This is a genomic window from Nakamurella sp. A5-74 (genome assembly GCF_040438885.1).
Classification (GTDB): Bacteria; Actinomycetota; Actinomycetes; order Mycobacteriales; family Nakamurellaceae; genus Nakamurella.
Genome location: NZ_CP159218.1, coordinates 3,287,807 through 3,307,746, shown reverse-complemented (window position 1 = coordinate 3,307,746; position 19,940 = coordinate 3,287,807). Strand labels below are relative to the sequence as shown.

The 19,940-nt window shown below is 70.5% G+C and carries 17 protein-coding genes and 1 pseudogene; 15 read left to right on the top strand and 3 right to left on the bottom strand.

Features of this window, described 5'->3' with window-relative positions; translation table 11 throughout:
- Positions 1-49: 49 nt before the first annotated feature.
- Complete coding sequence (locus ABLG96_RS15220; protein ID WP_353648191.1) at positions 50-802, bottom strand: site-2 protease family protein; 753 nt, start codon at positions 800-802, stop codon at positions 50-52.
- Positions 803-1,334: 532 nt separating this feature from the next.
- On the opposite strand from ABLG96_RS15220, the gene ABLG96_RS15215 reads away from it, so the two are divergent.
- The 15 genes and pseudogenes from ABLG96_RS15215 to ABLG96_RS15145 all read left to right on the top strand — a co-directional run bounded on the left by ABLG96_RS15215 (position 1,335) and on the right by ABLG96_RS15145 (position 17,766).
- Complete coding sequence (locus ABLG96_RS15215; protein WP_353651534.1) at positions 1,335-1,595, top strand: WhiB family transcriptional regulator; 261 nt, start codon at positions 1,335-1,337, stop codon at positions 1,593-1,595.
- Between the two features lie 59 nt (positions 1,596-1,654).
- Positions 1,655-2,221 carry a metallopeptidase family protein gene (locus tag ABLG96_RS15210; RefSeq protein WP_353648190.1) on the top strand — a complete coding sequence of 189 codons (567 nt, stop codon included), beginning with the start codon at positions 1,655-1,657 and terminating at the stop codon, positions 2,219-2,221.
- A 130-nt stretch (positions 2,222-2,351) separates the two neighbouring features.
- Entirely contained in the window at positions 2,352-2,699 is a 348-nt protein-coding gene (locus ABLG96_RS15205) for a DUF3499 domain-containing protein (RefSeq protein ID WP_353648189.1), read from the top strand.
- 122 nt (positions 2,700-2,821) lie between these two features.
- The gene (locus ABLG96_RS15200; RefSeq protein WP_353648188.1) at positions 2,822-4,231 is read left to right on the top strand and encodes a phosphomannomutase/phosphoglucomutase; all 1,410 of its coding nucleotides are present in this window, start codon (positions 2,822-2,824) and stop codon (positions 4,229-4,231) included.
- Positions 4,232-4,333: 102 nt separating this feature from the next.
- A pseudogene (locus tag ABLG96_RS15195) lies at positions 4,334-4,534 on the top strand (Trm112 family protein); the annotation flags it as partial.
- Between the two features lie 146 nt (positions 4,535-4,680).
- The gene (locus ABLG96_RS15190; protein ID WP_353648187.1) at positions 4,681-5,928 is read left to right on the top strand and encodes a hypothetical protein; all 1,248 of its coding nucleotides are present in this window, start codon (positions 4,681-4,683) and stop codon (positions 5,926-5,928) included.
- Positions 5,929-6,063: 135 nt separating this feature from the next.
- Positions 6,064-7,281, top strand: coding sequence for a mannose-6-phosphate isomerase, class I (gene manA, locus ABLG96_RS15185; RefSeq protein WP_353648186.1), 1,218 nt, complete (start codon positions 6,064-6,066; stop codon positions 7,279-7,281).
- A 224-nt stretch (positions 7,282-7,505) separates the two neighbouring features.
- Positions 7,506-9,056 (top strand): amino acid permease, encoded by a 1,551-nt coding sequence (locus ABLG96_RS15180; protein ID WP_353648185.1) that lies wholly within the window; start codon positions 7,506-7,508, stop codon positions 9,054-9,056.
- A gap of 276 nt (positions 9,057-9,332) precedes the next feature.
- Positions 9,333-10,667: a biotin carboxylase N-terminal domain-containing protein gene (locus tag ABLG96_RS15175; RefSeq protein WP_353648184.1), complete on the top strand. Its 1,335-nt coding sequence runs from the start codon at positions 9,333-9,335 to the stop codon at positions 10,665-10,667.
- Positions 10,668-10,969: 302 nt separating this feature from the next.
- The gene (gene mihF / locus ABLG96_RS15170; protein ID WP_353648183.1) at positions 10,970-11,284 is read left to right on the top strand and encodes an integration host factor, actinobacterial type; all 315 of its coding nucleotides are present in this window, start codon (positions 10,970-10,972) and stop codon (positions 11,282-11,284) included.
- Between the two features lie 72 nt (positions 11,285-11,356).
- A complete protein-coding gene (gene gmk / locus ABLG96_RS15165) occupies positions 11,357-12,001 on the top strand; it encodes a guanylate kinase (RefSeq protein WP_353648182.1) in 645 nt (214 codons plus the stop codon).
- A gap of 97 nt (positions 12,002-12,098) precedes the next feature.
- Positions 12,099-12,377 carry a DNA-directed RNA polymerase subunit omega gene (rpoZ, locus tag ABLG96_RS15160; RefSeq protein ID WP_353648181.1) on the top strand — a complete coding sequence of 93 codons (279 nt, stop codon included), beginning with the start codon at positions 12,099-12,101 and terminating at the stop codon, positions 12,375-12,377.
- A 202-nt stretch (positions 12,378-12,579) separates the two neighbouring features.
- Complete coding sequence (gene coaBC, locus ABLG96_RS15155; protein ID WP_353648180.1) at positions 12,580-13,887, top strand: bifunctional phosphopantothenoylcysteine decarboxylase/phosphopantothenate--cysteine ligase CoaBC; 1,308 nt, start codon at positions 12,580-12,582, stop codon at positions 13,885-13,887.
- A 127-nt stretch (positions 13,888-14,014) separates the two neighbouring features.
- A complete protein-coding gene (metK, locus tag ABLG96_RS15150) occupies positions 14,015-15,217 on the top strand; it encodes a methionine adenosyltransferase (RefSeq protein ID WP_353648179.1) in 1,203 nt (400 codons plus the stop codon).
- Positions 15,218-15,705: 488 nt separating this feature from the next.
- Positions 15,706-17,766, top strand: coding sequence for a primosomal protein N' (locus tag ABLG96_RS15145; protein ID WP_353648178.1), 2,061 nt, complete (start codon positions 15,706-15,708; stop codon positions 17,764-17,766).
- 24 nt (positions 17,767-17,790) lie between these two features.
- Here the strand turns inward: ABLG96_RS15145 and ABLG96_RS15140 are convergent, their stop codons facing one another.
- Positions 17,791-19,248: a M20/M25/M40 family metallo-hydrolase gene (locus ABLG96_RS15140; protein WP_353648177.1), complete on the bottom strand. Its 1,458-nt coding sequence runs from the start codon at positions 19,246-19,248 to the stop codon at positions 17,791-17,793.
- Between the two features lie 51 nt (positions 19,249-19,299).
- A complete protein-coding gene (locus ABLG96_RS15135; RefSeq protein ID WP_353648176.1) occupies positions 19,300-19,905 on the bottom strand; it encodes a GNAT family protein in 606 nt (201 codons plus the stop codon).
- Positions 19,906-19,940: the final 35 nt, after the last annotated feature.

Here is a 19,940-nt window from a genome sequence, read left to right as displayed (position 1 = left end):
GCGCCGACCGCACCCTGGTCGGCAGCGGTCCGGGTCGCAGAAGGGTCGCTCACTGCCAGAACCGGAACAGTGACCCGCCGATGTTCGCCTGGAACGAGGATCCACCGAAGGCGTCCGTCAGCCACCGGCCGATGTCGAACAACGCCGAGCCGGCGCCCGGCACGCTGAACAGGATCGCGAAGACCGCCAGCGGCAGCCACGGCTGCAGTGGCCTGATCTTCTGCAGGAATGCCCCGGACAGGTACGGCGTCAGGATGCCGAATCCGTCGAACCCCGGCACCGGCAGCAGGTTGAGGACGCCGGCGACGAACTGCAGCAGGCCCAGGAACGCCAGTGCGGTGCCCAGGAACGAATCGAGTCGAACCGCGACCAGCACCAGGGCGATGCCCAGCAGCAGGTTGGTCACCGGTCCGGCCGCTGAGACGAGCGAGGCCCACCAGCGGCGGCGCAGCCGGTAGGGCTCCACGACCACAGCGCCGCCGGGCAGCGGGATCCCGCCGACGGCCAGCAGCACGAGGGGGATCACCAGGGAGGTCGTCGCGTCCGAGTACCGCACTGGATTGAGCCACAGATAGCCGCGCTCGCGGACCGAGGTGTCGCCGCCGGCGAGCGAGACGACGGCATGGGCGAACTCGTGCAGGCAGAGCGTGATCACCCAGCCGCCGAAGACCGTGACGAAGATCCACGGCCCCGCAGCGGCACCGGTGGAGGCGCCGGCGCAGAACGCGGCGGCCGCTGCGGTGACCAGGACGATCACCGGGAATACCCACAGGTCGCTGGCTCGACGGCTGACGGATCCCATGGCTCCAGTGTGCGGGAGGCCGTGGTGGCACCGGTCGGTGGGCAGTCGTGGGCGCGTCCGGGGGCCGGGCGGGGGGCGCAGGGTCGTCCGAACCGGTGGCAGCGGACACTCCGGGTGTCGAGCTGCGGCTCGGGACCACTCCCTGTGACGCGCGGCACCCCGGAAGAGCTGCGCCGGTCGTCGCTGGTCACGCACCGTTCCCGGATGGGGTCCCCAGATACTCCTTCGGTTCCTTATCACCCGTGCGCGCTTGACGCGCGCAGAACACACGGGTGTAATCACAGGCATGTCATTTCGCACGGGGGAACTCCGGCACCCGAGGTCAGACGACCTCGACGGTGTCGACGGTGGCGGCACGGTCGAGGAGATCGCCCCGGGGGCGGTCGATCAGGAGCGGATGCGGATGACCACACACGAGGTGATCACGGACGATCTCGCGGGTCGGCGTGCACAGCACGGCTCGGAGCTCGACGAGGTGCTGGCAGCCACCGACCCAGGTGAGGAGTTCACCGGGTTCGGTGATCCCACCAGCCTGCTGCCGTTGGCCGTCGTCACCTCCGGTGCCGACGAGCACGAGGCCGAATGGCACGACCGCGCGCTCTGCGCGCAGACCGACCCGGAGGCGTTCTTCCCCGAAAAAGGTGGCTCGACCCGGGAGGCCAAGAAGATCTGCACCGGCTGCGAGGTCCGCGCCGAGTGCCTGACCTACGCGCTGGCCCATGACGAGCGGTTCGGCATCTGGGGCGGGATGTCCGAGCGCGAGCGTCGTCGCCTCAAGCGCCGCGTGGTCTGATCCGCGCATCGGCAGACCCGGCGTCACCGGCCGGAGGTGCCGCTTAGACTGCGGCCATCATGGCATCCGTACCCCCGATCCCCGATCGTCCCGTCGCATCCAGGTCCGCCGGCGGTGACGAGCGACGTCGCGCGGCGGTGAACGCGGGAACCGCCGGCGGTGCCGACCCCGTCGTCCCGACCGTCGACGAAGCGCGGGTGCGACGCGACCGGCACGACCGGCGAGGGCGGGGCCTGCGTCGGCCGCTGCTGTCCGGTCGGGTTCCGTTGGCGCGCACCAGGTCCGAGCGGTTCGACGACGCAGTCCTGCATGCGGTCGACGACCTCGAGCAGGTGTTCGGCTCCCGATTGGAATCGCTCGAGTTCGCCGTCGACGAGGTACCCCCGGTTGCCGCCGACGCCTCCGGTACGAACGCCGTTGATGCGGTTCTGGACGGCGAGGTCCCCCTGACCCGTTTCGTGGGCCCGGGTGTCGACCGGCGGGGCCGACCGACCAGGGCCAGGGTGATCGTCTACCGCCGCCCGATCGAGCATCGTTCCACCGATCCGGAAGACCTGGAGGATTTGATCCTCGACCTGCTGCGGGAACAGGTGGCCGCTGTGCTGGGCGAACCAGAGGACCACTGAACCGGTCGCCGATCCAGGTCATCACATCCGACGAAGGCCGGGTGGACGGTACCGGGGTCGACCGGTCGGACGCCGCCGGTCCCGGCGTGCCGTCGCTCGGACGGGGCTGGGCGTCGGCTAGCGTTTCGCTGTGGCCAGAGTCCGACGTTGCTCCCGTTCCGGGTGCCAGAATCCCGCATTGGCGACCCTGACCTACGCCTATGCCGACTCGACGGCAGTCGTCGGCCCACTGGCCACCGCCGCAGAACCCCATTCGTACGACCTGTGCGGCGACCACGCCCTCGGGCTGACCGCTCCGCAGGGCTGGGAGATCGTGCGTCCGGACACCGATCTGCTCACCGGCCCGCGCGTCGACGATCTCGAGGCGCTTGCGGATGCGGTGCGCGAGGCCGGCCGTGCCGAGCGGACGCAGGAGCCTTCGCCGGTGGTCACCGGTCGTCGCGGGCACCTCCGCGTTCTGCGCTTTCCCGAGGACTGACACGCGACGCGTTAGGGTTTCTTCGCTCGCGTTTTCGATCGAACTCCGTAGCTTTCGAACCCGTAACTGTGATGGACCCCGACTGCGCAGGTCGCGGCGGCCGGTCCACGAGAGGACACATCGTGACCGTTCCCGACGCCCACGTACTCGACCGCATCGTCAAGGCCTACGACATCCGCGGGTTGGTCTCCGACGAGCTGACGAGCGAGTTGTGCCGTGCCCTCGGGGTGGCTTTCGGTCGCTTCGTCTCCGACCAGGACGGCACGCTGCCGGACGGCGCGACTGCGTCCCGTGAGGTCGTCATCGCCCACGACATGCGCGACTCGTCGCCCGAGTTGTCCGGTGCGTTCGCCGAGGGCGTCACCAGCACCGGCGTCGACGTGGTGATGGCTGGTCTCGGATCCACCGACATGCTCTACTTCGCGTCCGGTTCGCTCGACCTGCCCGGCGCGATGTTCACCGCCTCGCACAACCCGGCCACCTACAACGGCATCAAGACCTGCCTCGCCGGTGCGGTACCGATCAGCCTGGAGACCGGGCTCGCCTGGATCCGCGACACCGCCAAGGCCGTGCTCGCCGGCGACGGACCGGAGCCGGCCGCGGTGCCCGGTACCACCACCACCCGGGACGTGTTGAGTGAATACGCCGAGCTGCTCAACTCCCTGGTGGACCTGTCGCAGATCCGTCCGCTGCACGTCGTGGTCGATGCCGGTAACGGGATGGCCGGCTACACGGTGCCTGCCGTGCTCGGCGAGTTGCCGCTCGCCATCGACGAGCTGTTCTTCGAGCTCGACGGCAGCTTCCCCAACCACGAAGCCAACCCACTGGACCCGAAGAACCTGGTCGATCTGCAGTCCGAGGTGAAGCGGGTCGGCGCGGACATCGGGCTCGCCTTCGACGGCGACGCCGATCGCTGCTTCGTCATCGACGAACAGGGGGAACCGGTATCGCCGAGCGCGGTGACCGCTCTCGTCGCCGCCCGTGAGCTGGCCAAGCACCCCGGTGCGACGGTGCTGCACAACCTCATCACCTCGCGCGCCGTGCCGGAGATCATCGCCGAGCGCGGCGGCACGGCCGTCCGCACCCGGGTCGGCCACTCCTTCATCAAGGCCGAGATGGCCCGCACCGGCGCCGTCTTCGGCGGCGAGCACTCGGCGCACTACTACTTCGCCGATTTCTGGAGGGCCGACACCGGCATGCTCGCAGCGATGCACGTGCTGGCCGCCCTCGGCGGGCAGGACCGGCCGTTGTCCGAGCTCGGCGCCGAGTACGAGCGTTATGCCGCGTCCGGCGAGATCAACTCGACCGTCACCGACGTGCCGTCGGTGCTGGGGAAGATCCACGCCTGGGGCGACGAGCGCGGTGCGACCTTCGATGAGCTCGACGGCCTGACGGTCACCCTGCCGGACGGCCGGTGGGCGAACGTGCGCCCGTCCAACACCGAACCGCTGCTGCGGCTGAACGCGGAGGCCCCGACCGCCGCCGAGCTGGCGGCGTTGCGGGACGAGCTGCTGGAGATCATCCGCGGCTGAGCGGTACAGCGGTGGATGGTCGTCGTTCGTGTCGTTCTCGGGTAGCCGCCCGGCTGCCCCGATCCGGTGACGGCGACCTGCCGGCGGGGGATACTGGACGGCATGCCGCTCGCACTCGATCCGATCCTGCTCGAGGTCCTCGCCTGTCCCGACACGCACCACGCGCCGCTGCGGGTGGGGACCGATGAGGACCCCGACGCCGAGGTGTTGACCTGCACCGAGTGCGGTCGCCGGTTCCCGGTGCAGGACGGCATCCCCGTGCTGCTGCTCGATGCTGCCATCGACAGCAGTCCCACCGACGGCAGTTCCTCCGACGGCAGGGCCACCGACGGCAGGGCCACCGACGGCAGGGCCACCGACGACGCCGCCATCACACCCGTCGGCGCAGCCGAGAGCAGCGCCGTCGAAGCCTCGGCGATGACTCCGGACGACGGACAGCAGGCGCAGAGGTGACCAGCGGGATCGACGTCCTGCACGACGTCGACCTACTTCGTGAGCGTGACCGGGCCGGGCTGTTGCCCGCCGCGGCGACGATCGGCGCGCAGGTGCGGTCGCTGGCCGGCCAGCTGGAGAGCCTGCCGGCTCCCGATCGACCGCGGGCGTTCGTGATCGTCGGGTCCCAGGTGGCCGACGAGGTGGCCATGGTGTCCGCACTCGCGGGACCGGGGTCCCCGTGCCCGGTCGTCGGGGTCCCGGACATTCCTTCCTGGGTGGGGGCACTGGACGTGGTGGTGGTGCTCGCCGATCGCCGCGCCGACCCCGTCGCCACCCGTGCTGCGCAGATCGCCGGCCGACGGGGTGCGACGGTGATCCTGCGGGCCGACGAGAGCGTCGGGGCCCCGGGACCGGGGGTGTCGCTGGTGCCCCCACAGCTCGCCGTTCCCGAAGCGTTGGCGGCGGTCACCCGGCTCGCGCTGGCCTGCGCGGTGGCGCGCTGGTGCGGCGTGATCCCCGCGGGCGGCGATGGACCCGCCGAGTGGGCCGATGAGCTCGACGCGGTCGCGCTGTCCTGCCATCCCTCGGTCGAGAGCTTCGTCAATCCGGCGGTCTCCCTGGCCGAGCACCTGGCGCACGGGCATCCGCTGCTGGTCGGCGGCGACCCCGTCGGCGACGCGCTGACCGGCGTCGCGGCCCGGCTGCTGTTCGAGCTGTCGGCCGAACCGGCAGCGATCCTGCGGCACCGCGCAGCCGAGCTGTCGCCGGCTGTGCTGCGGGCGGCAGCCGCACCGCGAGACATCTTCGCCGACGACGATCCGGCCGGTGACGCCGTGCTGACGGTGCTGCTGGGGACGCCGCTGCCCGACGACGGGCGGCATCCGGTCGCCGATTCCCTGCCGGGCGCACTGGTCGTCGCACCCGAGACACCGACCGCACGACCGGGCGATCGGTCACCGGGTGGCCGGCCCACGGGTGAGCGCGACGACGATCCGGTCGGGCGATCCGGTCCGGGACCGGACCTGCGTCGACCGCCCCTTGCGGTCGTGGTGCGCTGGACGTTCGCGGCGATCTACCTCGGTCTGACCAGGCCGCAGCAGCCGATCCCGATCGACCACCCGGACGGCCTGGGGCGCAGCGGAACTGCCCTGGGCGCCGTCCGGTCCGATGAGCTGCGCGCCGATCATGGCCGCGGACGCGACCTGGGCACGGGCTTCGAGTCCGACGACGACCTGGACGTACGGATCGCCTTCGATCTCTGAGGCGCGCTGCACCACCCACCCCGGCCGTTGCGGCGGCACCGCAGCGAGGTGGGCACGGTTACCGTGGAGGCCGATGGGGCCCCGCCGCCTCTGTTCACGCGCGAATACGACGAGGTGACTCGAGCAGTGCAGTTGATGACCAACAGGATCCGCCCCTACGCCTGGGGCTCCCGGACGGCGATCGCCGAACTCCAGGAGCGCGAGGTGCCCTCCGCCCACCCGGAGGCAGAGCTGTGGATCGGCGCCCATCCTGGGGACTCCTCGGTCCTGGAGCCGGTCGCCGCAGGAGCGGGCGTGTCGCTGCTGGACGCCGTGGCCGCAGACCCGGTGGCGCACCTCGGCGCAGCGGTCGCCTCCCGGTTCGAGTCCCGGCTGCCGTTCCTGCTCAAGGTCCTGGCCGCGGCCGAGCCACTCTCCCTGCAGGCCCATCCGACGCTGGAGCAGGCCCGCCGGGGGTTCGAGGCGGAGCAGGCCGAGCGGGTGCCGATGGGATCCGCGCACCGCAACTACAAGGACCCGCTGCACAAGCCGGAGCTGATCTGCGCACTGACCGAGTTCCACGCCCTGTGCGGGTTCCGCGAACCCGCCGTGACGGTGCAGCTGCTCAGCCAGCTCGGCTCCCCTGAGCTGGACCGATACGTGCCCCTGCTCGCCGGACAACCGGATGAGCACGGCACTCGCGCACTGTTCTCCTCGATCATCTCGATGCCGGCCAAGGTGTTGGTGCCGCTGCTGGACTCGGTGCTCGCGGCCTGCATCGCACAGGTGCGTGGCGGCAGCCAGTTCGACACCGAGTACCGCACGGCCCTGGAACTGGGCGAGCGCTATCCGGGTGACCCCGGCGTGCTCGCCTCGTTGCTGCTCAACCGGATCACCCTGCAGCCGGGTGAGGCGCTGTACCTGGGCGCCGGCAACCTGCATGCCTACCTCTCCGGTACCGGGGTCGAGATCATGGCCAACTCGGACAACGTCCTGCGCGGTGGGTTGACGCCCAAGCACGTCGATGTCCCCGAGTTGATGCGGGTCCTGGACTTCTCGGTCGGCCCGGTGCCGGTGCTGCGGCCGGAACAGCAGCAACCGGGTGTCGGGCGCTATCCGACGCCCATCGACGAGTTCAGCCTTGCTGTCGTGGACCCGGGTGCCGTGGGTCCGAGCGGTGAGGGGGTGACGCTTCAGCACCACGGGCCGTTGGTGCTGCTGGGCGTGCGCGGCGAGGTCGAGGCGCACACCGCCGACGGGACCGAGCTCCCGGTCCGGCCCGGCCACAGTGTCTGGGTACCGGCCACCGACGGCCCGGTGACCGTGACCGGCGACGGCCGGATCTTCGTCGCCTCGGACGGACTGACTGCCTGACCCGGGGCACCGAACCTGGGTCGCCGCCTCCGGACCCGCGCGAAATGGCTGCTGAGATCTCCTGGAGCCTCCCCGGGGTGGATTTCGCGTCGCAGGGAGGAGAACGGGTCAGCACGGACCGGACACGCCCGCCCTCGACGGGCGGCCGCGGCGCCCCGAGGACTACCGTCATCCCGATCACACGCACAGGTGGCCGATGCCGGCCCCGTCGGAGGGAGTGGCGTATGTCCCAGACCGCAGCGCGGAAGCCGGGGCGGGACGGCTCGGACGGAGCGTCCTCGTCCTGGTTCCGCACGAAGTCCATCGAGCAGTCCCTGCAGGACACGGAGGCCGAGGGCCACAAGCTCAAGAAGACCCTCACCGCCTGGGATCTGATGGTCTTCGGGGTGGCGGTCGTCGTCGGCGCCGGCATCTTCACCACCGCGGCCCGCACAGCGTCGACCACCGCAGGTCCCGCCGTCACCGTGAGCTTCGTGATCGCCGCGATCGCCTGCGGTCTGGCCGCGATGTGTTACGCGGAGTTCGCCTCCACCGTCCCGGTGGCCGGATCGGCCTACACGTTCTCCTACGCAACCCTGGGTGAGTTCGTCGCCTGGATCATCGGCTGGGATCTGGTGCTGGAGTTGGCGTTGGGGGCGGCGGTCGTCGCCAAGGGTTGGTCGACCTACCTGGGCAACCTGTTCACCGAGTTCGGCTCGGCGATGAGCACCTCGATCGGCACCGCCGGCGAGTTCGGCGCCTTCGACTGGGCGGCGGTGCTCATCATCGCCGTACTGACGGTGCTGCTGGCCCTGGGGACCAAGCTCAGCTCCCGGGTGAACATGATCATCACCTCCATCAAGATCGCCGTCGTCCTGCTGGTGATCGTCGTCGGGTTCTTCTACTTCAAGGCGTCCAACCTCGTGCCCTTCGTCCCGCCGTCGCAGCCCGCCGCCGGTGGCGTCGGCGGCAAGCTCGACCAGCCGCTGCTGCAGGTGCTGATCGGGGTGGCGCCGAGCCACTTCGGCACCTTCGGCATCCTCGCGGCCGCCTCGCTGGTGTTCTTCGCCTTCATCGGGTTCGACGTCGTCGCGACCGCCGCCGAGGAGACCAAGAACCCGCAGAAGGACTTGCCGCGCGGCATCTTCGGCTCGCTGGCCATCGTCACCGTGCTGTACGTGCTGGTCTCGATCGTCGTCACCGGGATGGTCCGCTACGACCAGCTGGGTGGCGAGAAGGCCTCCTTGGCAACGGCTTTCAGTGCGCTCGGGGTTGGCTGGGCGGCCAAGGTGATCGCCTTCGGTGCGCTGGCCGGGTTGACCACCGTGGTGATGGTGCTGCTGCTGGGCCAGTCACGGGTGATCTTCGCGATGGCTCGTGACGGTCTGCTGCCACGTGGGATGTCGAAGGTCAACGCGCGCACCGGAACTCCGGTGAAGATCACCGTCGGGGTCGGCGCCGCGGTGGCGTTGATCGCCGGTTTTGTACCGACCAAGGACCTCGAGGAGATGGTCAATGTCGGCACCCTGTTCGCGTTCGTCCTGGTGTCGATCGGCGTCCTGGTGCTGCGGAAGAACCGGCCCGATCTGGAGCGTGGCTACCGGGTCCCGTGGGTGCCGGTGCTACCGATCGCCTCGGTCATCTTCTGCGTCTGGCTGATGCTCAACCTGGTGACCTTCACCTGGATCCGGTTCGGCATCTGGATGCTCGTCGGCGTTGTGGTGTACGTCTTCTACGGTCGTCGGCACGCCATGATCGGCAAGGGCACCCCCGGCAACATCTCCCAGGCTCGCTGACCCAGCGGTCGCCAGGACGCCGGGTTCGCGGTCGTGACGGTCGCCAGGACGCCGGGTTCGCGGTCGTGACGGTCGCCAGGACGCTGGGTTCGCGGTCGTGACGGTCGCCAGGACGCCGGGTTCGCGGTCGTGACGGTCGCCAGGACGCCGGGTTCGCAGCCCTGACGGTCGCCATCGCATGCTGCCCACCGGCGTCCGGGCCGCTAGCGTCGTTCTCGATACGCGCCACATCCCGGCGCGCCAGCGGCGCACCCGCCGCCCGAGCAGAGGAGCTCCATGTTCGATTCGGTACTGGTGGCCAACCGCGGAGAGATCGCCCGACGGGTGATCCGCACCGCGCGCGAGATGGGACTGCGCACCATCGCCGTGCATTCGGACGTCGACGCTTCCCTGCCGTTCGTCACCGAGGCGGACGAGGCCGTGCTGCTGGGGCCGGCCAGTCCGGCCGAGTCGTACCGCAACGTCGATGCGGTGCTGGCCGCGGTGCGCAGCAGCGGCGCCGGTGCGGTACATCCCGGCTACGGCTTCCTCTCCGAGAACACCGCCTTCGCGCAGGCCGTCATCGATGCCGGTGTCGCCTGGGTCGGACCGTCGCCGGCCGCGATCACCGCGATGGGCGACAAGATCGCCGCCCGGAACCTCATGCAACGCAGCGGGGTTCCGGTTGCAGCGGGCACCGAGGATCCGGTGACGAGTGCCGAAGCTGCGTCGGCAGCAGCCGAGGAGATCGGCTACCCGGTGATCATCAAGGCCTCCGCCGGCGGCGGCGGGATGGGCATGGCGGTGGTCGACGATCCCGCGAAGATGGCCGCCGAGTACGAGCGCGTCACCGCTTTCGCCGGTCGACTGTTCGGCGACGAATCCGTGTTCGTGGAGCGCTACTTCCCGAGCGTGAGGCATGTCGAGGTGCAGATCCTCGGGTTGCCGGACGGACGGGTACTGGCGTTGGGGGAGCGGGACTGTTCCGTGCAGCGGCGGAACCAGAAGGTCGCCGAGGAGACCCCGTGCCCGGTCCTGGGATCGGACGTCCGGAACGCTCTGCTGCAGGCAGCACGGGCCGCCGGCGAGGCGGTCGACTACCGCGGCGCGGGGACGGTCGAGTTCCTCTACGCGCCCGACACCCGGGAGTTCTTCTTCCTGGAGATGAACACCCGGTTGCAGGTGGAGCACCCGATCACCGAAGCCGTGCTGGGCATCGACCTCGTTCGTGCGCAGCTGCTGATCGCCGCCGGTGAGGACCCCGGCGTCGTCGAGGCGGACCCGGTGGGCCACGCCGTCGAGCTGCGCATCAACGCCGAGGACAGCAAGCGTTTCCTGCCGGGCCCCGGGGCGATCACCGCGTGGGTGGAGCCGAGCGGCGAAGGAGTGCGGGTCGATTCCGGTTACGTCGCGGGGACCACCGTCACCCCTTCGTACGACTCGTTGATGGCCAAGCTGATCGTGTACGGACGGGACCGTGACGAAGCCCTGGCCAGGGCCAGGGCGGCTGTGGCGGGATTCACCGTCACCGGGCCGAAATCGAACCTCGCCTTCCATGCCGAATTGCTGGAGAATCCGGAGTTCATCTCCGGTGTCTACGACACCGCACTGATCACCCGGATGCGTGCCTGAGCGCACACACCGCGTGGGCAGCAGCGCCGTAGGTCGGCGCCGCGAACCCGTTCGAGCGGCGCATCGGGTCAGGCCTCCCTCCAGCATCGACCGCGCGGTGCCGCAGTGATCGCGGCTGCCGATCAATCAGGCCGGGGGCCCGTTTGCTGCCGTGATCCGGCCTGGGTAGGTTCGCAGGAGCCCTCGGGGTCGCAGCGGATCTTCAAGTCGGTCGGCCGGGACGATTCCGTGGGCTGATCGCCCTGTCAGGACCTGTCGGGGCCCGCAGCTCCACCCCACCAGACACACCGAAAGAGGACGAAGTGGCTCTGCCCCAGTTGACCCCCGAGCAGCGTCAGGCTGCGCTCGCGAAAGCCGCCGCCGCACGCAAGGCGCGCGCGGAGCTGAAGGAGCGTCTGAAGCGGGGAGGCACCACGCTGAAGCAGGTGCTCGTCGACGCCGAGGACAATGACGCGGTGGCCAAGCTCAAGGTGTCTGCCCTGCTCGAGGCCCTCCCCGGTGTCGGCAAGGTCCGCGCCGCCGAGCTGATGGACAAGTTCGACATCGCCGCCAGCCGCCGTGTGCGTGGCCTGGGCGATCGTCAGCGCAAGGCGCTGCTGGACGAGTTCGGATTCTGATCAGCCGTGCTGCCCGCGTGCTCTCCGGGGCGCGCGGCAGCCGGACCGGACATCAGGAATGAGCCGTACCGCATGACGCAGACAGCCGGGCGGCACCGTGCCGCACCCTCGGGTCAGACTCCGGGGGACGCCACCAGCGGGACTCGACGTGGACGCTTGTTCGTCCTCTCGGGCCCCTCAGGGGTGGGCAAGAGCACGGTGCTGGCCCGGCTGACTGCTGCCGTGCCGCAGTTGTGGATCTCCGTCTCCGCGACCACCCGCACCGCGCGGGCGGGCGAGCAGCACGGCCGCAACTACTTCTTCGTCACTCCTGAGCAGTTCCAGGGCTGGATCGACACCGGTCAGATGCTGGAGTGGGCCGAGTTCGCCGGGAACCGGTACGGCACCCCACGCGGCCCGGTCGAGGAGCACCTCGCGAGCGGTGTCGACGTGCTGCTGGAGATCGAGCTGCAGGGGGCCCGGCAGGTCAGGGTGGCCACCGAGGCGAGCGAGGATCCCGCGGTGCTGGTGTTCCTCAAGCCGCCGTCCTTCGAGGTGCTCGCCCAACGCCTGATCGGGCGCGGAACCGAGACGCCAGAGCAGCAGACGGCCCGGTTGGACGCTGCCCGGCGTGAGTTGGCCGCCGAAGCCGAGTTCGACCACACCGTGGTGAATCACGATGTCGGGGCCGCGGTCGCCGGCTTGGTAGACTTGATGGCGGATGAGCAAATCTGCTGATTCCACTTCCCGCAGCTGAGCCCGTCAGGGCCTGCGCGCGGCCCGGTCACCGGGCCCGTCGCCGCCGCGGATCGTCGTTCGTCAGGAGCTGAAGCGCATGACCGCAACACCGTCCCAGATCGCTGCCCAGGGCATCACGTACCCGCCGATCGACGAGTTGCTCGAGAAGACCAGCAGCAAGTACGCACTGTCGATCTACGCCGCCAAGCGGGCGCGCCAGATCAACGACTACTACGCCCAGCTCGGCGAGGGCCTCCTCGAGTACGTCGGCCCGCTCGTCGAGCCGCTGCCCAAGGAGAAGCCGCTGTCTATCGCGCTGCGCGAGATCAACGAGGGCAAGCTCGTGCACATCGAGGGCGACAGCGACGGAGCCTGATCCGTCCGGTGCGGGGCCGAGCATCGATCCGGCCCGCATCACCGAACACCGCATCACCGAACACCGCAGCACGAACACGGCATCACGAACACCGCCAGAACCGCCGGTCACCTCGACCGGCGGTTCTCGTGTCTCCGCCCGCGGCGTACCCCTGGCGACCACCGGGCAATCCGATGAGGACTGCGCCACTACCCTCGGGCGGATGGCAGAGCATCCTCAGCAGAAACGGGTCGTCGTCGGGGTGTCCGGCGGGATCGCCGCGTACAAGGCCTGTGAGCTGATCCGCCGGATCCGCGCCGACGACCACGACGTCACCGTCGTTCCGACGGCGTCGGCGCTGTCCTTCGTCGGGGCGGCCACTTTCGAAGCCCTGTCCGGCAATCCGGTCACCACCGAGGTGTTCCAGGACATCCCGCAGGTACGGCACGTCGCGCTCGGTCAGCAGGCGGATCTGGTGGTGATCGCCCCGGCCACCGCCGACCTGATCGCCAGGGCGGCCGCGGGCCGGGCAGATGATCTGCTGACGGCAACCCTGCTGGTCACCAGGGCGCCGGTGCTGCTGGCGCCGGCGATGCACACCGAGATGTGGACCCACCCGGCCACGGTCGCGAATGTCGCGACGCTGCGCGATCGGGGGACGGTCGTGGTGCCGCCTGCCGTCGGGCGTCTCACCGGTGCGGATTCCGGTCCCGGTCGGCTTCCCGAACCCGAGCAGCTGGCGCAGCTGGTCCAGCTGCTGCTGCACCGCCCGGGTGCGCTGCCACAGGATCTCGTCGGCCGCCGGATCGTCGTGAGTGCCGGGGGAACCCGCGAACCGCTGGATCCGGTGCGGTTCCTCGGCAACCGTTCCTCGGGTCGACAGGGGTATGCGATCGCGCTGGTGGCCGCGGCCCGTGGCGCTGAGGTCACCCTGGTCAGCGCCAACGCCCAGCTCGTCGATCCGCCGGGGGTGCGCACCGAGCACGTCGGCACCGCTGCCGAACTGCAGGCGGCGGTGGTCGCCGCGACGCGGGGGGCGGATGCCGTGGTGATGAACGCCGCGGTCGCGGACTTCCGACCGACTGTCGTGGGCGCCCACAAGATCAAGAAACGGCGCCTTGCCGTGGCAAGCGCCGACGGGGCCGCTGACGCCCCCGACCACGGGACCGACCCCGGGGCGGTCGCAGTGCCGACGATCGAGCTGACCGAGAACCCGGACGTCCTGGCGGGGCTGGTGGACGATCGCGGAACGAGCCGCACCCCGGTGATCGTCGGCTTCGCCGCGGAAACCGGCGATGAGCGGGCCGATGCGATCCAGTACGGCCGGGACAAGCTGCGCCGCAAGGGATGTGACGCGCTGGTGGTCAACCGGGTGGACGCCGGTCAGGCGTTCGAGTCCGACGACAACGCAGCAGTGGTGTTGGCAGCCGACCCGCAGCTGCCGGACCTGGAGATCCCGTTCGGCCCGAAGACGTTGGTCGCGGCGGCGGTCTGCGACCGGTTGGCCATGCTACTGGGCGCCTCCCACTGACGGTGGCGACGACCCCCGTCGCCTGCGGAGCGGGCGGGCTGATTGTGAACGGCCCGCGTCGAGCGGATACCCTGCCACGGGCGCGCACAGCGCCCCCCGACCACGAGTTCGTCCAAGGAGCGCACCAGTGACCTCCCGTCTGTTCACATCCGAATCGGTCACCGAGGGCCACCCGGACAAGATCTGTGACGCCATCAGCGACTCGATCCTGGACGAGCTGCTGCGCCAGGACCCGGAGAGCCGGGTGGCGGTGGAGACCATGGTCACCACCGGCCAGGTGCACGTCGCCGGTGAGGTGACCACCTCCGCCTATGCCGACATCCCGACCATCGTCCGGGAGAAGATCCTGGAGATCGGCTACGACTCCTCGTCCAAAGGCTTCGACGGCGCCTCCTGCGGCGTCAACGTCGCGATCGGCGCCCAGTCGGCCGACATCGCGCAGGGCGTCGACACCGCCGAGGAGATCCGCACCGGCGTCGAGGGCGCCGCGGACGACGAGATCAACCGGCAGGGCGCGGGCGATCAGGGCCTGATGTTCGGCTACGCGTGCAGCGACACCCCCGAGCTGATGCCACTACCGATCGCGCTCGCGCACCGGCTGGCCCGGCGGCTCACGGAGGTGCGCAAGGACGGCACCATCCCGTACCTGCGTCCGGACGGCAAGACCCAGGTGACGATCGAGTACGTCGGCGACAAGGCCATCCGGCTCGACACCGTGGTGCTGTCCACCCAGCATGCCGACAACATCGATCTCGAGAATCTGCTGGCCACCGACATCACCAGCCAGGTGATCGAACCGGTCATCGCCGAGGTCGACATCGACGTCCGCGGCTATCGCAAGCACATCAACCCGACCGGACGCTTCGTCGTCGGCGGACCGATGGGTGACGCCGGTCTGACCGGTCGGAAGATCATCGTCGACACCTACGGCGGGATGGCCCGCCACGGTGGCGGCGCGTTCTCCGGCAAGGATCCGTCCAAGGTCGACCGCTCGGCCGCCTACGCCATGCGGTGGGTCGCCAAGAACGCGGTCGCAGCGGGCCTCGCGGAGCGGATCGAGGTGCAGGTCGCCTACGCCATCGGCGTCGCCGCCCCGGTCGGCCTGTTCGTCGAGACGTTCGGCACCGAGCAGGTGGACCCCGACAAGATCGCCCAGGCGATCCGCGAGGTCTTCGACCTGCGGCCGGCGGCCATCGTCCGGGATCTGGACCTCAAGCGCCCGATCTACGCGGCCACCGCCGCCTACGGTCACTTCGGCCGAACCGACATCTCCCTGCCCTGGGAGAACCTGGACCGCGTCGATGGCCTCAAGGCGGCCCTCGGCTTCTGATCGCACGACCACCTGACGCTGGCGCGAGTGGTGGTGTGCCGGGTCCCGCCCGGCGGGTTCCGCGGGTTCGCAGGCTCACCCGGCGGATTCCCGCCCATGCCCGAGCCACTCCCTGACCCGGCACACCACCCCTCGCGGTCAATGTCGTCGACGACGAGAACACTGCGAACTGCAAGGTGATCGAGCAGCGAGGAACGAGCGCGTCGAGATCCCGCAAGTTAACGACCGGTGTCGTCTCACTCCGCCCGCTCACCCACGAGGTCCGTTGATCGAGCAAGCGAGGAACGAGCGCGTCGAGATCCCGCAAGGTGACGAGCGGTGTCGTGTCACTCCGCCCGCTCACCCACGAAGTCCGTTGATCGAGCAAGCGAGGAACGAGCGTGTCGAGATCCCGTCAGGTCATCGTCCGGTCTCGGCCCTGCGTTCGCTCGACAACGTGAGGTGGACACCCCGCTCGCGCTGACGGAGCCGTCTGGTATCCACGACAGATGACGTCCGCCGAGCCAGTGCCCCCCGCGCCGCGGGGCCAGGTCCGGCATCCCCGCCCGAAACCGGCTCCGATCGTCCGGCGCGCAGCCGATTCCCTGCCGATCGCCAGGATCGCTGTGGACATCTCGTTGACCCACCTGGACCGCCCGTTCGACTACCTCGTCCCCGAGCAACTGGCCGAGGCTGCGGAGCCGGGGGTCAGGGTCAAGGTCCGCTTCGCCGGCAAGCTCACCGACGGCTTCGTGCTCGACCGGCTCGCCGTCACCGATCACGACGGCAAGCTCGGGTTCCTGGAGAAGGTGGTCTCGGCCGATCCGGTGCTCGCCCCGGAGATCGCCGTCCTCGCCCGCACCGTCGCCGACCGGTACGTCGGCAGCCTCGCCGACGTGCTCCGGCTCGCCGTGCCGCCGCGCCATGCCAGGGCCGAGGCGTCCGCCCGGCCGACCCCCGGTGCGCCACCCACGTCGGAGCTCCCAGCACCGGTGACACCCGGTTGGCTGCAGTACCCGCAAGGCGCCGCGTTCCTGTCCGCAGTGGCCAAGGGCGCAGCAGCACGCGCGGTGTGGCAGCAGGCGCCGGGGGAGCGGTGGCCACAGCGGCTGGCCGAGGCGGCGTCGGTCGCCCACCGGGCCGGACGCGGAGCATTGGTCCTGGTGCCGGACGCGCGTGACCTGCTGCGACTGGAGGCCGCGTTCGCCGAAGTGCTGGCGCCCGAGGAGTTCACCGTGCTGTCGGCGGATCTGGGTCCGGCTGAGCGGTACCGGCGCTTCCTCGCCGTCCGGCGGGGAGCAGTCCGGGTGGTCGCGGGAACCCGTGGCGCGGCCTTCGCGCCGGTCGTCGATCCTGCGTTGTTCGCGATCGTCGACGACGGTGACGACCTGTTCGCCGAGCCCCGTGCCCCCTATCCGCATGCCCGGGAGGTGCTGATGCTGCGGTCGGTGGCCGCCGGCTGCGCGCTGCTGCTGGCCGGGGTTTCCCGGACGGCGGAGGCGCAGCTGCTGGTGGAGTCGGGCTGGGCCCAGGAGATCGTCGCCGATCGGGCCACCGTCCGCACCCGCGCTCCCCGGATCGAGGCCCAGGGCGACACCTATGCGGTCGGCGCGAGCTCGGCGGCGGCCGGCGCCCGACTGTCACCGGCTGCGTTCGCGGCTGCCCGGGAAGCGGTGGCAGCGGGCACCCCGGTGCTGGTTCAGGTCCCGCGCAGCGGCTATCTGCCGTCCCTGACGTGCACCGAGTGTCGCCGTCCCGCGCGGTGTCGACGGTGCCACGGTCCGCTCGGAATCATTGCCGGACATCGGATCCCGGCCTGCCGGTGGTGCGGAGTACCGGAGGCCCACTTCATCTGCGGTGCCTGCGGTGGGCACGAGCTGCGGGCGAGCGGGCAGGGGGCGCGGCGCACGGCCGAGGAGCTGGGACGGGCTTTCCCGAACGTCCCGCTGATCACCTCGGCAGGCGACACCATCAGGGAGACCGTCCCCGCTGCGGCCGCGATCGTGGTCGCGACACCGGGGGCCGAACCGATCGCCGACGGCGGCTACGGCGCCGCCCTGCTGTTGGACGGCGGGCTGATGCTCTCCCGGCCGGACCTGCGGGCGGCCGAGCAGGCCCTCGCCCGGTGGCTCACCGCCACCATGCTGGTGCGATCCGCGGCGGCCGGCGGGCGGGTGGTGCTGGGGATCGACGGGTCGATCGCCGCGGCGCAGGCGCTCATCCGCTGGGATCCGGTGCGGCATGCCGAGGTCGAGCTCGCGGGCCGCCGGGAACTCGGTTTCCCGCCGATCACCGCGATGATCTCGCTGACCGGATCGGAGCAGACGGTCACGGCGGCCGTCGAGGAGGTGCAGCTGCCTCCCCGCACCGAAGTGCTGGGTCCGGTGCCGGTCGAGTACACCGGTCCCGCGCGGCCGGGCGCCGAGGACGAGGTGCGGGCGCTGCTGCGTACGTCCCAGTCCGGCCGCAAGGCCCTGGCCGCTGCCGTCCGGGTGATGACGGCCGCCCGATCGGCCCGCAAGGACGCCACACCTCCGCGGGTCCAGGTCGACCCGTCCGCGATCCTCTGAACAGCGGCGTACGGGCCCGACGGGTCAGCTGTTCCCCGCGCGACCCTCAGTGGCCAGCGCGAGGTTCACCGCGGCAGCCGCGGTGATCCCGGCCAGGAACATCTCCACCATCAGGTTCTCGTCCGGCGCATGGTTTCGTTCGTCGACATTGGCCAGCGGCAGGCCGTAGGAGGGGATGTCGAAGGCGTCGGCCAGCGCGGCGATCGGCAGGCTCCCACCGAGCGCCGGGGTGAGCACCGGCTCTTCCCCGAACCCGGCCAGGGCGCCGGCGAGAACGGCCTGCGTCCAGCGGGATTCGGGCAACGTCCTGGCCGGTTCCATCGACTCGGCGGCCTCGAGCTCGATGTCCGGGGCGTACCGCTGCACGTGCGCACGGAGCGCTTCGATGACGTGTGCGGACCGCTGCCCGCCGACCATCCGGATGTCGCACCGGGCGGTCGCGGTGTCCGGGATGATCGTGCGGTGGTCCTGGGTGTCGTGGCAGGTCAACGAATTGATGCTGAAGGTCGGCCGGGTCAGGCGCTGGTAGTACGTGAGTGCCGCCGGCGGTTCCAGATCCGTGATCCCGGCCGAGGCGAGCGCTGTGGGCAGGTCGAGCGGCAGGGCTGCCAACGCGTCCTGCTCGGCGGCGGTCAACGGCAGCACGCCGTCCTCCAGACCCTCGACCAACGACACCCCGTCGGGCGAGCGCATGGTGGCGAGCAACTGCACGAGGCGCCAGGCCGGGTTCGGCGCGACCCCACCCCAGTGACCGGAGTGCAGCGGGCCGGAGGTGGCCCCGCGGGCGGTGAGGGTGAAGATGACGATGCCGCGCACGCCCAGGCTGACGGTCCACCGGCCCGAGGCGTGCACCGGGCCGTCGCTCCACAGCGACAGGTCGGGTCGGTCGGTGATCGTGTCCAGCACGGCGGGCAGGTGCGGGCTGCCGATCTCCTCCTCGCCGTCGAGCACGAGCGTCAGCCGGCACGGGCTCGGCGCACCGACCTCGCGAAGTGCCCGGATCGCGAGGATCTGCGCGAGGTGCTGGCCCTTGTTGTCCGCCGTTCCGCGTCCGAAGATCCGGCCGTCGCGGATCTCGGTCTCCCACGGGTCGCTCGACCACAGCTCGCGCGGTCCGGTGGCCTGCACGTCGTAGTGCCCGTAGACGAGCACGTGCGGTGCATCCGGATCCACACCGGAGAGCTCGCCGATGACCGCCGGGTGTCCGTCGGTCGGCACGATCCGAGCGTCGAAGCCGTTGCGGGCCAGCATCTCCCGTGCCGCGTCGGTCGCTTCCGGGAATCCTTCACCGCTGCTGCTCACGCTGCGCACCGCGACCCACGCGGCCAGCTCGGCCAGCACTTCGTCGCGATGATCGGCCACCCACTGCCTGACAGCCTCGACGGTGGCGGAACCCGACTGGTCGAGCGACGCACCCGCACGCTGGTCGAGCAACGAAGGAGTCGAGACCGGTTCCCCGGGCGGTTGCGGCGTTGTCGTCATGCCGGTCACCCTGCCAGTTCGCACCTCGACCCGTTCGCCGGGCCCGCAGTCTCAGTCGATCCGCGCCCGCAAGCCCGCGGCGACCGCCGGCCAGTCATCGAGGATCACCGAGAACACGATGGTGTCGCGAAAGCTGCCATCGGCCCGCCGGACGTGCCTGCGCAGCACACCCTCCCGGGTCGCACCGAGCTTGGCGATCGCCGCGGCAGATCGCTCGTTCCTGTTGTCGCACTGGATCTTCACCCGACCGAAGCGGAGTTCGTCGAATACGTGGGAGAGCACCACCAGCTTGGTCGCAGGGTTCACCGGTGTGCCCCACAGGGCAGGGTCGTAGGCCGTCCATCCCAGGTGGGTGCGCTCGTCGAGGAGAGAGAAGTCGCCCAAGCTGGTGGTCCCGACGATCGTCCCCGCAGCACCGAGCCCGGAGTCCGCCGAGAGTCGCACCGTGTACTGCCGACGATCGGTCGGGTCCGGGATGCCGTCGGCCCAGTAGGAGGGATCCTGCGCGCGTCCGGCGAGCCCGCCGCCGTAGCCGGAGATCCAGACGGACTCGTGATCGAGAGCGGCGAACAGCCCCTCTGCGTCCGTGGGGACGGTCGGATCGAGGCGGACGATCGAACCGATCAGCGCGGCGTCGTCGGGAAGTCGAGCGGTCATGCGATCCATCCTGCCCACAGCGCCGGGCCCGTGCG

What these genes read in the sequence shown, in the direction of transcription:
- ABLG96_RS15220 (WP_353648191.1), bottom strand. Translation starts at nt 802, where the DNA reads ATGGGATCCGTCAGCCGTCGAGCCAGCGACCTGTGGGTATTCCCGGTG.
- ABLG96_RS15210 (WP_353648190.1), top strand. Translation starts at nt 1,655, where the DNA reads ATGGCATCCGTACCCCCGATCCCCGATCGTCCCGTCGCATCCAGGTCC.
- manA (WP_353648186.1), top strand. Translation starts at nt 6,064, where the DNA reads ATGACCAACAGGATCCGCCCCTACGCCTGGGGCTCCCGGACGGCGATC.
- ABLG96_RS15180 (WP_353648185.1), top strand. Translation starts at nt 7,506, where the DNA reads ATGTCCCAGACCGCAGCGCGGAAGCCGGGGCGGGACGGCTCGGACGGA.
- ABLG96_RS15175 (WP_353648184.1), top strand. Translation starts at nt 9,333, where the DNA reads ATGTTCGATTCGGTACTGGTGGCCAACCGCGGAGAGATCGCCCGACGG.
- gmk (WP_353648182.1), top strand. Translation starts at nt 11,357, where the DNA reads ATGACGCAGACAGCCGGGCGGCACCGTGCCGCACCCTCGGGTCAGACT.
- rpoZ (WP_353648181.1), top strand. Translation starts at nt 12,099, where the DNA reads ATGACCGCAACACCGTCCCAGATCGCTGCCCAGGGCATCACGTACCCG.
- coaBC (WP_353648180.1), top strand. Translation starts at nt 12,580, where the DNA reads ATGGCAGAGCATCCTCAGCAGAAACGGGTCGTCGTCGGGGTGTCCGGC.
- ABLG96_RS15145 (WP_353648178.1), top strand. Translation starts at nt 15,706, where the DNA reads ATGACGTCCGCCGAGCCAGTGCCCCCCGCGCCGCGGGGCCAGGTCCGG.
- ABLG96_RS15140 (WP_353648177.1), bottom strand. Translation starts at nt 19,248, where the DNA reads ATGACGACAACGCCGCAACCGCCCGGGGAACCGGTCTCGACTCCTTCG.
- ABLG96_RS15135 (WP_353648176.1), bottom strand. Translation starts at nt 19,905, where the DNA reads ATGACCGCTCGACTTCCCGACGACGCCGCGCTGATCGGTTCGATCGTC.